10 protein-coding genes are annotated in these 12,608 nt (G+C 42.6%); all 10 read left to right on the top strand.

The genetic code is table 11. From position 1 onward, the window contains the following. Positions 1 to 47: 47 nt before the first annotated feature. The 10 genes from leuS to bglA all read left to right on the top strand — a co-directional run bounded on the left by leuS (position 48) and on the right by bglA (position 12,578). Positions 48 to 2,549 carry a leucine--tRNA ligase gene (leuS, locus tag D2908_RS01700; RefSeq protein WP_117304384.1) on the top strand — a complete coding sequence of 834 codons (2,502 nt, stop codon included), beginning with the start codon at positions 48 to 50 and terminating at the stop codon, positions 2,547 to 2,549. Between the two features lie 111 nt (positions 2,550 to 2,660). Beyond that, complete coding sequence (locus D2908_RS01695) at positions 2,661 to 3,356, top strand: GNAT family protein (RefSeq protein ID WP_117304382.1); 696 nt, start codon at positions 2,661 to 2,663, stop codon at positions 3,354 to 3,356. A gap of 11 nt (positions 3,357 to 3,367) precedes the next feature. Continuing rightward, on the top strand, positions 3,368 to 3,784 hold the full coding sequence (locus tag D2908_RS01690; protein ID WP_117304380.1) for a GNAT family N-acetyltransferase: 417 nt from the start codon (positions 3,368 to 3,370) through the stop codon (positions 3,782 to 3,784). 707 nt (positions 3,785 to 4,491) lie between these two features. Next, positions 4,492 to 5,490 carry a Holliday junction branch migration DNA helicase RuvB gene (gene ruvB, locus D2908_RS01685; RefSeq protein ID WP_117304378.1) on the top strand — a complete coding sequence of 333 codons (999 nt, stop codon included), beginning with the start codon at positions 4,492 to 4,494 and terminating at the stop codon, positions 5,488 to 5,490. After that, positions 5,471 to 6,043, top strand: coding sequence for a nucleotidyltransferase family protein (locus D2908_RS01680; protein WP_117304376.1), 573 nt, complete (start codon positions 5,471 to 5,473; stop codon positions 6,041 to 6,043). Before ruvB ends, D2908_RS01680 begins: the two co-directional genes overlap by 20 nt. 345 nt (positions 6,044 to 6,388) lie before the next feature. Beyond that, positions 6,389 to 7,147, top strand: a complete 759-nt coding sequence (locus D2908_RS01670) for an isoprenyl transferase (protein ID WP_117304374.1) — start codon at positions 6,389 to 6,391, stop codon at positions 7,145 to 7,147. A gap of 8 nt (positions 7,148 to 7,155) precedes the next feature. Next, on the top strand, positions 7,156 to 7,959 hold the full coding sequence (locus tag D2908_RS01665; protein ID WP_117304372.1) for a phosphatidate cytidylyltransferase: 804 nt from the start codon (positions 7,156 to 7,158) through the stop codon (positions 7,957 to 7,959). A gap of 15 nt (positions 7,960 to 7,974) precedes the next feature. Then, positions 7,975 to 9,234, top strand: coding sequence for an RIP metalloprotease RseP (gene rseP / locus D2908_RS01660; protein WP_117304370.1), 1,260 nt, complete (start codon positions 7,975 to 7,977; stop codon positions 9,232 to 9,234). Between the two features lie 12 nt (positions 9,235 to 9,246). Continuing rightward, positions 9,247 to 11,100 (top strand): proline--tRNA ligase, encoded by a 1,854-nt coding sequence (locus D2908_RS01655; protein ID WP_117304368.1) that lies wholly within the window; start codon positions 9,247 to 9,249, stop codon positions 11,098 to 11,100. A gap of 98 nt (positions 11,101 to 11,198) precedes the next feature. Then, positions 11,199 to 12,578 (top strand): 6-phospho-beta-glucosidase, encoded by a 1,380-nt coding sequence (gene bglA / locus D2908_RS01650; RefSeq protein ID WP_117304366.1) that lies wholly within the window; start codon positions 11,199 to 11,201, stop codon positions 12,576 to 12,578. Positions 12,579 to 12,608 lie beyond the last annotated feature (30 nt).

Below are 12,608 nucleotides of genomic sequence, written 5' to 3'. Positions count from 1 at the left end.
CCCCCAAAAATGGTATAATAGTAACATCACAAAATTGGAGAGAGACCATGAGTTTTTACAATCATAAAGAAATTGAGCCTAAGTGGCAGGGCTATTGGGCAGAACATCATACATTTAAGACAGGAACAGATGCGTCAAAACCTAAGTTTTATGCTCTCGATATGTTCCCTTATCCATCTGGAGCAGGTCTGCACGTAGGACACCCAGAAGGTTACACAGCAACGGATATCCTTAGCCGTTACAAACGTGCGCAAGGCTACAATGTCCTTCACCCAATGGGTTGGGATGCGTTTGGTTTGCCTGCAGAGCAATACGCTATGGATACTGGTAATGACCCAGCAGAATTTACAGCGGAAAATATTGCAAACTTCAAACGTCAAATCAATGCACTTGGATTTTCTTATGACTGGGATCGTGAAGTCAATACAACAGATCCAAACTACTACAAGTGGACTCAGTGGATCTTCACTAAGCTTTACGAAAAAGGCTTGGCCTATGAAGCAGAAGTACCAGTAAACTGGGTTGAGGAATTGGGAACGGCTATTGCCAACGAAGAAGTGCTTCCTGACGGAACTTCTGAGCGTGGAGGCTATCCAGTTGTCCGCAAACCAATGCGCCAATGGATGCTCAAAATCACGGCCTACGCAGAGCGCTTGCTTAATGACTTGGATGATCTGGATTGGCCAGAGTCTATCAAGGATATGCAACGCAACTGGATTGGGAAGTCAACTGGTGCCAATGTAACCTTCAAAGTAAAAGGAACAGACAAGGAATTCACAGTCTTTACCACTCGTCCGGATACCCTTTTCGGTGCGACTTTCACTGTTTTGGCTCCTGAGCATGAACTAGTAGATGTCATCACAAGTCCTGAACAAGCTGAGGCTGTGGCTGCCTACAAACACCAAGCTAGCCTCAAGTCTGACTTGGCTCGTACCGACCTTGCCAAGGAAAAAACAGGGGTTTGGACTGGCGCTTATGCTATCAACCCTGTCAACGGTAAAGAAATCCCAATCTGGATTGCGGACTATGTTCTTGCCAGTTACGGAACAGGTGCCGTTATGGCTGTACCAGCCCATGACCAACGTGACTGGGAATTTGCTAAACAATTTGACCTTCCAATTGTAGAAGTGCTTGAAGGTGGAAATGTAGCAGAAGCTGCCTACACAGAGGATGGCCTTCACGTTAATTCAGACTTCTTGAACGGTCTTAACAAAGAAGAAGCGATTGCTAAAATCGTGGCTTGGTTGGAAGAAAAAGGTTGTGGTCAAGAGAAGGTAACTTACCGTCTCCGCGACTGGCTCTTTAGTCGTCAACGTTACTGGGGTGAACCAATCCCAATCATTCATTGGGAAGATGGAACTTCGACAGCCGTTCCAGAAAGTGAATTGCCACTTGTCTTGCCAGTCACCAAGGACATCCGCCCTTCAGGTACTGGTGAAAGCCCACTAGCTAACTTGACAGACTGGCTTGAAGTGACTCGTGAAGATGGCGTCAAAGGTCGTCGTGAAACCAACACCATGCCACAATGGGCAGGTTCAAGCTGGTACTACCTCCGCTATATTGATCCACACAATACTGAGAAATTGGCCGATGAGGACCTTCTCAAACAATGGTTGCCAGTAGATATCTACGTGGGTGGTGCAGAGCATGCTGTGCTCCACTTGCTTTACGCTCGTTTCTGGCACAAATTCCTCTATGACCTTGGTGTCGTTCCAACTAAGGAACCATTCCAAAAACTCTTTAACCAAGGAATGATCTTGGGAACCAGCTACCGTGACCACCGTGGGGCTCTTGTAGCAACTGACAAGGTTGAAAAACGTGACGGTTCTTTCTTCCATGTGGAAACAGGAGAAGAATTGGAACAAGCGCCAGCCAAGATGTCTAAGTCCCTCAAGAACGTTGTTAACCCAGACGATGTGGTAGAACAATACGGTGCCGATACCCTTCGTGTTTATGAAATGTTTATGGGACCACTTGATGCTTCGATTGCTTGGTCAGAAGAAGGTCTGGAAGGAAGTCGTAAGTTCCTTGACCGTGTTTACCGTTTGATTACAAGTAAAGAAATCGCTGCGGAAAACAATGGCGCTCTTGACAAGGTTTACAACGAAACAGTCAAAGCTGTCACAGAACAAATCGAATCATTGAAATTCAACACAGCTATTGCCCAACTTATGGTCTTTGTCAATGCGGCTAACAAGGAAGACAAGCTTTATGTAGACTACGCAAAAGGCTTTATCCAATTGATCGCACCATTTGCTCCTCACTTGGCAGAAGAACTCTGGCAAACAGTCGCAGCAACAGGTGAGTCAATCTCTTACGTGGCTTGGCCAACATGGGACGAAAGCAAATTGGTTGAAGACGAAATCGAAATTGTCGTCCAAATCAAAGGAAAAGTCCGTGCCAAACTCATGGTCGCTAAAGACCTATCACGCGAAGAATTGCAAGAAATTGCTCTCGCTGACGAAAAAGTCAAAGCAGAGATCGACGGTAAGGAAATCGTGAAAGTGATTGCGGTACCGAATAAACTCGTTAATATCGTTGTGAAATAAGAAATGAATCCTTCAGAGGTAGAATCTGGAGGATTTTTTGAATCTTGTTATGAAAGTATGATATACTATGTGCAACTATAAAGTTTGGAAAGCAAAACAAGGAGAAGAAAGATGCCAGTAAACGAATATGGTCAGATGATTGGTGAGTCAATGGAAGGTTATACACCCGGTGCACTGCCTTCTATTGATTTCTTAGAAGGGAGTTATGCTCGAATAGAGGCTCTCTCGGTAGAAAAGCATGCGGAGGATTTATTAGCTGTTTATGGCCCTGATACGCCTCGGGAAATGTGGACCTACCTCTTTCAGGAACCAGTGGCAGATAGAGAGGAACTGGTTACTCTTTTAAATCAGATGTTGTCTCGTAAGGACCGTTTTTACTATGCAATCATAGACAAGGCAACTGGTAAGGCTTTGGGAACTTTTTCTCTCATGCGCATTGACCAGAATAACCGAGTAATAGAAGTGGGAGCTGTCACTTTTTCTCCAGAGCTCAAGGAGACACGGATTGGAACCGAAGCCCAGTATATCTTGGCTCGCTATGTCTTTGAAGAGCTGAACTATCGTCGCTATGAGTGGAAATGCGATGCTCTTAACCTGCCATCAAGACGAGCTGCGGAGCGTTTGGGATTTGTCTATGAAGGAACCTTCCATCAGGCAGTCATTTATAAGGGGCGTACGAGGGATACGGATTGGTTGTCTATGATTGATAAGGACTGGCTCCAAGTCAAAACGCGTTTGGAAACGTGGTTGTCTCCTGAAAATTTTGACCAAAATGGACGACAGCACAAGAGTTTGAGAGAACTCTAAGAGGTGGTGACATGATAATCATTAGAAAACAAGAAATTATCAAGCTCGAGGATGTTTTTTATCTCTATCAGGCTGTCGGTTGGACAAATTATACAAATCAACCTCAGATGCTGGAGCAGGCCTTGTCTCACTCATTAGCAATTTATCTGGCACTTGATGGTGATACCGTGGTGGGCTTGATTCGTTTGGTTGGAGATGGTTTTTCGTCAGTTTTTGTACAGGATTTGATTGTTTTACCTAGCTATCAGCGCCAAGGAATTGGTAGCTCCTTGATGAAAGAGGCTTTAGAGGATTTTAAAGAGGCTTATCAAGTCCAGCTGGCGACAGAACAGACAGAAAAAAACGTTGGATTTTATCGTTCTATGGGGTTTGAAACTTTATCCACCTATGATTGTACAGGAATGATTTGGGTAAACAGAGAAAAATAACAAAACTTGTTTATTCTTAAGCAAAGTTTAAGGCTGGTCTAGTATTATATAGTCATTAAATAAAGACCTCCTAACTTTATTTAATGAAATCCTAAAACTTTTTTCATCATAATCTCCTAATGAAGCCACCCAATCAGGTGGCTTTTTTGCGTGGTGAGGTGCTGGTGATAGAAATTTTTTGCAAAATAGTAAAATTTGAGAAAAGTTAAGCTATTTTTAAGCTTCGTCTTGTATTATATAGTTATTAAATAAAGACCTCCTAACTTTATTTAATAAAATCCTAAACTTTTCTTTTTCATAATAATCTCCCTTAACTCCACCCAATCAGGTGGAGTTTTTTGGCTCTATTTCAGACTTTTGGGGATTTTCATAAACATGGTTTTCCGATACTTTTTGGTGGTTTTTGGATTTTGGTCGGGAAATTGGCGGGGACTTTTTAGCGAATATGACTAAGAAATAGGTTTGTTGATACTTCAGCTACCTCAAACTCACTTTGAATGTAAGTGACTGTTAATTGAAGGACTGGACTACTGTAATCATGATTTTATTTGTCCAGTAGTGGCGTACTAAATGAGGAGTGACATGTAAGATTGTCTCTTCGATTGATTATACCGTAGAATATTATAACCACATAAATGTTCAACTCGAGAGTCACCCAAACAGATGGCTTTTTTGTTTGTGGCTTGGTTTTTTGATATAATAGAGCCATGAGTAGAATTTTAGATAATGAGATAATGGGGGATGAGGAGCTAGTAGAACGCACGCTTCGTCCTCAGTACTTACGTGAATATATTGGGCAGGATAAGGTCAAAGACCAGCTCCAAATCTTTATCGAGGCTGCCAAAATGCGGGATGAAGCGCTGGACCATGTTCTTTTGTTTGGTCCTCCAGGTCTCGGTAAAACAACCATGGCTTTTGTCATAGCCAATGAACTGGGAGTCAATCTCAAACAAACGTCTGGTCCTGTCATCGAAAAAGCGGGCGATCTGGTAGCGATTTTAAATGACTTGGAGCCTGGAGATGTGCTTTTTATTGACGAGATTCATCGCTTGCCCATGTCGGTAGAAGAGGTGCTTTACAGTGCTATGGAGGACTTCTACATTGATATCATGATTGGGGTTGGTGAAGGCAGTCGCAGTGTTCATTTGGAGTTGCCACCTTTCACTTTGATTGGTGCGACGACTCGGGCTGGTATGCTTTCAAATCCGCTACGGGCACGTTTTGGGATTACAGGTCATATGGAATATTACGCCCATGCTGACTTGACAGAAATTGTCGAGCGGACGGCAGATATTTTTGAGATGGAAATCACCCATGAGGCAGCATCTGAGTTGGCCCTACGTAGCCGTGGGACTCCTCGTATTGCCAATCGTCTTCTCAAACGCGTGCGCGATTTTGCCCAGATTATGGGCGATGGCCTGATTGATGATGTGATTACGGACAAGGCCTTGACTATGCTGGATGTCGACCATGAAGGTCTGGACTATGTGGACCAGAAAATCCTTCGGACCATGATTGAGATGTACGGTGGTGGTCCTGTTGGTTTAGGAACTCTTTCTGTGAATATCGCAGAAGAACGTGAGACAGTTGAGGACATGTATGAGCCTTACTTGATTCAAAAAGGTTTTATTATGCGGACACGTTCTGGACGGGTGGCGACTGCTAAGGCATATGAGCATTTAGGTTATGAATACAGTGAAAAATGAGCAAGAAATTCTAGAGGCTTTCAGAGAAAATTCGGATATGATGGCTATTCTGACCATCATCCGAAACCTGGAGTTGACAGATTCCTGGTTGGCAGCAGGCTCTGTCAGAAATTTCATCTGGAATCTCTTGTCAGACAGACCAGCATTTGATCTTGAAACAGATGTAGATGTGATTTTCTTTGATCCAGATATTTCTTATGCGGAAACCTTGTCTCTAGAGAAAAAGTTGAGAGAGGACTTTCCTCAGTACCAGTGGGAATTGAAAAATCAGGTCTATATGCACCAGCATAGTCCTCACACTTCTCCCTATACCAGTTCTCGTGATGCCATGAGTAAATATCCTGAACGATGTACGGCTGTTGGACTACGCTTGAATGAAGAATTAGATTTTGAACTCTATGCACCTTATGGTTTGGAGGATATTTCGAATTTTCAAGTTCGTCCAACTCCTCATTTCTTAGAAAATGAAGACCGAATGAAGCTCTATCAAAAGCGTTTATCTAAGAAAAATTGGCAGGAGAAATGGAAAAATTTGATTTTTAAAAATACTTAAGGAAACTTTAAGTTAGGAGTTGTATACTTATCTCATAAGTTAAGAAGATCTTAACTTTAACTCCTAAAACTTTTTCATAATAATCTCCCTATAAAAAATAGAGTCGCCCAATCAGGCGACTTATTTTTTTGAAAAATGGGCTTTGTGCCTGAGAATAATACTCAATGAAAATCAAAGTGCAAACTAGGAAGCTAGCCGCAGATTGCTCAAAACACTGTTTTGAGGTTGCAGATAGAGCTGACGTGGTTTGAAGAGATTTTCGAAGAGTATAAATAGCTTAGTGATAGAAGAAAATAGGGAAATATGGTATAATGAAATGATAGATTTTTGAATAGGAATAAGATCATGTTTGGATTTTTTAAGAAAGATACGGCTGTGGAAGTAGAGGTTCCGACACAGGTTCCTGCTCATATCGGCATCATCATGGATGGAAATGGCCGTTGGGCTAAAAAACGTATGCAACCGCGAGTCTTTGGGCACAAGGCGGGGATGGAAGCATTGCAAACTGTAACCAAGGCAGCCAACAAACTGGGCGTCAAGGTGATTACGGTCTATGCTTTTTCTACAGAAAATTGGACCCGTCCAGATCAGGAAGTCAAGTTTATCATGAACTTGCCAGTAGAGTTTTATGATAATTATGTCCCGGAACTGCATGCGAATAATATTAAAATTCAAATGATAGGGGAGACAGACCGCCTGCCTAAGCAGACTTTTGAAGCTTTAACCAAAGCTGAGGAATTGACTAAGAACAACACAGGTTTGATTCTTAATTTTGCCCTCAATTATGGTGGACGTGCTGAGATTACACAGGCTCTTAAGTTGATTTCCCAGGATGTGTTAGATGCCAAAATCAACCCAGGTGACATCACAGAGGAATTGATTGATAACTATCTCTTTACCCAGCATTTGCCTAAGGAGTTACGAGACCCGGACTTGATTATCCGTACTAGTGGAGAATTGCGTTTGAGCAATTTCCTTCCATGGCAGGGCGCCTATAGTGAGCTCTATTTTACGGATACCTTGTGGCCTGATTTTGACGAGGCGGCCTTGCAGGAAGCCATTCTTGCCTACAATCGTCGTCATCGCCGATTTGGAGGAGTTTAGGAGGAAATATGACACAGGATTTACAGAAAAGAACCTTATTTGCAGGGATTGCCCTGGCTATTTTCCTACCAATTTTAATGATTGGGAGACTCTTGCTTCAGATAGTAATTGGAATCATAGCCATGCTCGCCATGCATGAACTTTTGAAGATGAGAGGTCTAGAGACCATGACGATGGAGGGCCTCTTGACCCTCTTTGCAACCTTTGCCTTGACCATTCCCTTGGAGAATTATCTGACTTTTTTACCAGTTGATGGGAATGTGGTTGCTTATAGTGTTTTGATTTCAATCATGTTAGGAACGACTGTTTTTAGCAAGTCTTATACGATTGAGGACGCTGTTTTCCCTCTTGCTATGAGTTTCTATGTAGGTTTTGGATTTAATGCTTTACTAGATGCTCGCGTTGCAGGTTTAGATAAGGCTCTCTTGGCCTTGTGTATCGTTTGGGCAACCGATAGTGGTGCCTATCTTGTTGGAATGAACTATGGGAAACGAAAATTAGCTCCGACAGTTTCTCCAAATAAAACCATTGAGGGTGCCTTAGGTGGTATTTTAGGTGCTATTTTAGTAACTATCATCTTTGTGTTGTTTGACAGTACAGTTGCTCTTCCGTATGGAATTTACAAGATGTCTGTTTTTGCTATTTTCTTTAGCATTGCTGGACAATTTGGTGACTTACTAGAAAGTTCGATTAAGCGTCACTTTGGTGTCAAGGATTCTGGGAAATTTATCCCTGGACATGGTGGTGTTTTGGATCGTTTTGATAGTATGTTGCTTGTATTTCCAATTATGCACTTATTTGGACTCTTTTAGAGAAAGGAAGATAGAATGCTCGGAATTTTAACCTTTATTCTGGTTTTTGGGATTGTTGTAGTGGTGCACGAGTTTGGTCACTTCTACTTTGCTAAGAAATCAGGAATTCTAGTGCGTGAATTTGCCATTGGTATGGGACCAAAAATCTTTGCTCATATTGGCAAGGATGGGACGGCCTATACCATTCGGATCTTGCCTCTGGGTGGCTACGTTCGCATGGCCGGTTGGGGTGATGATACAACTGAAATCAAGACTGGAACTCCTGTCAGTTTGACCCTTACTGATGATGGTAAGGTAAAACGGATCAATCTCTCAGGCAAAAAATTGGATCAAACGGCTCTCCCGATGCAGGTGACCCAGTTTGATTTTGAAGACAAGCTTTTCATCAGGGGTTTGGTTCTGGAAGAAGAAAAAACATTTGCAGTGGATCATGATGCAACGGTTGTGGAAGCAGATGGAACTGAGGTTCGGATTGCTCCCTTGGATGTACAATATCAAAATGCAACTATCTGGGGGAAACTGATTACTAACTTTGCAGGTCCTATGAATAACTTTATCTTAGGTGTTGTTGTTTTCTGGATTTTAATCTTTATGCAGGGTGGTGTTAGAGATGTTGACACCAACCAGTTCCATGTTATACCTCAAGGTGCTTTGGCCAAGATAGGAGTGCCAGAAACGGCTCAGATTACCAAGATTGGCTCACATGAGATTAGCAACTGGGAAAGTTTGACTCAGGCTGTGGAAGCAGAAACCAAAGATCAGACGGCCCCGACCTTGGATGTGACTATTTCTGAAAATGGTAGTGACAAACACGTCACTGTTACTCCGGAAGAAAGTCAAGGCCGTTACCTTCTAGGTGTTCAACCGGGGATTAAGTCAGATTTTGTATCCATGTTTGTAGGTGGTTTTACAACTGCTGCTGACTCAGCCCTCCGAATTCTCTCAGAACTGAAAAATTTGATTTTCCAACCGGATTTGAACAAGCTGGGTGGACCTGTTGCCATTTTTAAGGCAAGTAGTGATGCTGCTAAAAATGGAATTGAGAATGTCTTGTACTTTTTGGCAATTATTTCCATCAATATCGGGATTTTTAATCTTATTCCGATTCCAGCTCTGGATGGTGGTAAGATTGTGCTCAATATCCTAGAAGCTATCCGCCGCAAACCATTGAAACAAGAAATTGAAACCTATGTCACCTTGGCCGGAGTGGTCATCATGGTTGTCTTGATGATTGCTGTGACCTGGAATGACATTATGCGACTCTTTTTTAGATAATCGAGGAATATTATGAAACAAAGTAAAATGCCTATCCCAACGCTTCGCGAAATGCCAAGCGATGCTCAAGTTATCAGCCATGCTCTTATGTTACGAGCTGGTTATGTTCGTCAAGTTTCTGCAGGTGTTTATTCTTACCTACCACTTGCCAACCGTGTGATTGAAAAAGCCAAAAACATCATGCGCCAAGAATTTGACAAGATTGGTGCCGTTGAGATGTTGGCTCCTGCCCTTCTCAGTGCAGAATTGTGGCGCGAATCAGGTCGTTACGAAACTTATGGTGAAGACCTTTACAAACTAAAAAACCGTGAGAAGTCAGACTTCATCTTGGGACCAACTCACGAAGAAACTTTTACAGCTATTGTCCGTGATTCTGTTAAATCTTACAAGCAGTTGCCACTCAACCTCTATCAAATCCAGCCTAAGTATCGTGATGAAAAGCGCCCACGTAATGGACTTCTTCGTACACGTGAGTTTATCATGAAGGATGCTTATAGCTTCCACGCTAACTATGATAGCTTGGACAGTGTTTATGATGAGTACAAGGCTGCTTATGAGCGTGTTTTCACTCGTAGTGGTTTAGATTTCAAGGCAATCATTGGTGACGGTGGAGCCATGGGCGGTAAGGATAGCCAAGAATTTATGGCCATTACACCTGCCCGTACTGACCTTGACCGCTGGGTTGTCTTGGACAAGTCAGTTGCCTCATTTGACGAAATTCCTGCAGAAGTGCAAGAAGAAATCAAGGCAGAATTGCTGAAATGGATGGTCTCTGGTGAAGATACCATTGCTTATTCAAGTGAGTCTAGCTATGCTGCTAACTTAGAAATGGCGACAAACGAGTACAAACCAAGCAACCGTGTTGTCGCTGAAGAAGAAGTGACTCGTGTTGCAACACCAGATGTTAAATCAATCGATGAAGTTGCAGCTTTCTTGCATATCTCTGAAGAGCAAACAATCAAGACCTTGGTTTATATCGCTGACGGGGAGCCAGTTGTGGCCCTATTGGTTGGCAACGACCAGCTCAACGAAGTCAAATTGAAAAACTACCTTGGAGCAGATTTCTTTGAACCTGCAACTGAGGCAGAAGTGAAAGAATTATTGGGAGCTGAATTCGGCTCTCTTGGACCAGTTGGTCTACCTGAAAATGTGAAAATCATCGCTGATCGCAAGGTGCAAGATAGCCGCAATGCTGTTGTCGGTGCTAACGAAGACGGTTACCACTTGACTGGTGTGAACCCAGGTCGTGATTTTACTGCAGAATATGTGGATATCCGTGAAGTTCGTGAGGGTGAAATTTCCCCAGACGGACAAGGTGTCCTTAACTTTGCGCGTGGTATCGAAATTGGTCACATCTTCAAACTCGGCACTCGCTATTCAGCAAGCATGGGAGCAGATGTTTTGGATGAAAATGGCCGTGCTGTGCCAATTATTATGGGATGTTATGGTATCGGTGTCAGCCGTCTCCTTTCAGCAGTGATGGAACAACATGCTCGCCTCTTTGTTAACAAAACGCCAAAAGGTGAATACCGTTACGCTTGGGGAATCAATTTCCCTAAAGAATTGGCACCATTTGATGTGCATTTGATTACTGTCAATGTCAAGGACGAAGAAGCGCAAGCTTTGACAGAAAAACTTGAAGCAAGCTTGATGGGAGCTGGTTACGAAGTCTTGACAGATGACCGTAATGAACGTGTCGGAGTCAAATTCAGCGATAGTGACTTGATTGGGTTACCAATCCGTATCACTGTTGGGAAGAAAGCGGCCGATGGCATCGTAGAAGTTAAGATTAAAGCGACTGGTGACACCATCGAAGTTCATGCAGATAACGTGCTTGAAACGCTTGAAATTCTCAGCAAGAAATAAAAACTATAATCAGAAGAAAAACAAGGAAAAAATGTAACTAGTTTTTACCTTGTTTTTTCTGTATAATGGGAAAAATGAGTAGATAAAGAGGTAAAAGTATGCTAAGATTTCCAAAGGATTTTGTCTGGGGATCCTCTACTTCTGGACCACAGACAGAAGGACGTGTAGCTGGTGACGGTAAGGGGGATAATCTCTGGGATTATTGGTACCAAGTGGAGCCAAATCGTTACTATAATGGGATTGGTCCAGACAAAACATCAACCTTTTATGAAAACTGGGAAAAGGATATTGAGCTACTGGTAGAAACTGGCCACACTGCCTTTCGGACTTCTATCCAGTGGTCACGGATTTTTCCACAGGGTTGTGGAAAAGTCAATGCTCAAGGTGTAGATTTCTATCGTAAGGTTTTTGAGGCTATTAAGGCTAAGGGGATTCGTCTTTTAGTCAATCTTTACCACTTTGATTTGCCTTTTGCTCTTCAAGAGGATGGAGATGGTTGGGAAAATAAGGCGACTGTCTCAGCTTATGAAGACTATGCTCGTTTTTGTTTTGAGACTTATGGAGATTTAGTGGATCAATGGATTACTTTTAACGAGCCCATCGTTCCAGTAGAATTTGGCTATTTTTACGATGCTCATTTTCCGCATAAGGTGGATGCAGAGGCAGCAGTTAAAGTAGCCTATCATACACAATTGGCTAGCAGTCGCGCGGTCAAGGTCTGTCATGAAATTTTGCCTGATTCCAAGATTGGAATTGTCCTCAACTTGACACCGGCTTATCCACGTAGCCAAAATCCTGCTGATATCAAGGCTGCTCGTATTGCGGATCTTTTCCAGGCCCAATCTTTCTTAGACCCATCTGTTTTGGGGACTTATCCACAGGAATTGGTAGAAATCTTGCATGAACACGGTCTCTTACCTGATGTTACAGAGGAGGAGTTGGAACTCATTCGTGATAATACGGTGGACTTCCTCGGTGTCAACTACTATCAACCTTTGCGTGTTATGGCGCCTCGATTTGCTAAGCATCCAGAGAGTCCACTCTTACCAGAACATTTTTACGAGCCTTATGTGATGCCTGGACGTAAAATCAATCCTCACCGTGGCTGGGAGATTTATGAGCAGGGGATTTATGATATTGCCCAAAATATCAAGGAAAATTATGGAAATATTGAGTGGATGCTGACAGAGAATGGTATGGGTGTTGAGGGGGAAGAAAAATTCCGTCAAGATGGAATGATTCAAGATGATTACCGTATTGACTTTGTAAAAGGTCATCTTCGCGAACTTCACCGTGCTATTGAAGATGGCGCCAATTGTAAGGGCTACTTAATTTGGACCTTTATTGATTGTTGGTCATGGCTCAATAGCTATAAAAATCGCTACGGTTTGGTTGAATTAGACTTGGAAACGCAAGAACGTCGTCTGAAAAAATCAGGGCACTGGTTCAAGGAATTAAGCGACAATAATGGATTTTAAAAAAGAACTCTGACTGATTATTATAATTGG

This window comes from Streptococcus sp. LQJ-218 (genome assembly GCF_003428885.1).
In the GTDB taxonomy this organism is placed as follows: domain Bacteria; phylum Bacillota; class Bacilli; order Lactobacillales; family Streptococcaceae; genus Streptococcus.
The sequence above is the reverse complement of the archived record's forward strand: the minus strand, read 5'-3'. Positions and strand labels throughout refer to the sequence as shown.

What these genes read in the sequence shown, in the direction of transcription:
- leuS (WP_117304384.1), top strand. Translation starts at nt 48, where the DNA reads ATGAGTTTTTACAATCATAAAGAAATTGAGCCTAAGTGGCAGGGCTAT.
- D2908_RS01695 (WP_117304382.1), top strand. Translation starts at nt 2,661, where the DNA reads ATGCCAGTAAACGAATATGGTCAGATGATTGGTGAGTCAATGGAAGGT.
- D2908_RS01690 (WP_117304380.1), top strand. Translation starts at nt 3,368, where the DNA reads ATGATAATCATTAGAAAACAAGAAATTATCAAGCTCGAGGATGTTTTT.
- ruvB (WP_117304378.1), top strand. Translation starts at nt 4,492, where the DNA reads ATGAGTAGAATTTTAGATAATGAGATAATGGGGGATGAGGAGCTAGTA.
- D2908_RS01680 (WP_117304376.1), top strand. Translation starts at nt 5,471, where the DNA reads ATGAATACAGTGAAAAATGAGCAAGAAATTCTAGAGGCTTTCAGAGAA.
- D2908_RS01670 (WP_117304374.1), top strand. Translation starts at nt 6,389, where the DNA reads ATGTTTGGATTTTTTAAGAAAGATACGGCTGTGGAAGTAGAGGTTCCG.
- D2908_RS01665 (WP_117304372.1), top strand. Translation starts at nt 7,156, where the DNA reads ATGACACAGGATTTACAGAAAAGAACCTTATTTGCAGGGATTGCCCTG.
- rseP (WP_117304370.1), top strand. Translation starts at nt 7,975, where the DNA reads ATGCTCGGAATTTTAACCTTTATTCTGGTTTTTGGGATTGTTGTAGTG.
- D2908_RS01655 (WP_117304368.1), top strand. Translation starts at nt 9,247, where the DNA reads ATGAAACAAAGTAAAATGCCTATCCCAACGCTTCGCGAAATGCCAAGC.
- bglA (WP_117304366.1), top strand. Translation starts at nt 11,199, where the DNA reads ATGCTAAGATTTCCAAAGGATTTTGTCTGGGGATCCTCTACTTCTGGA.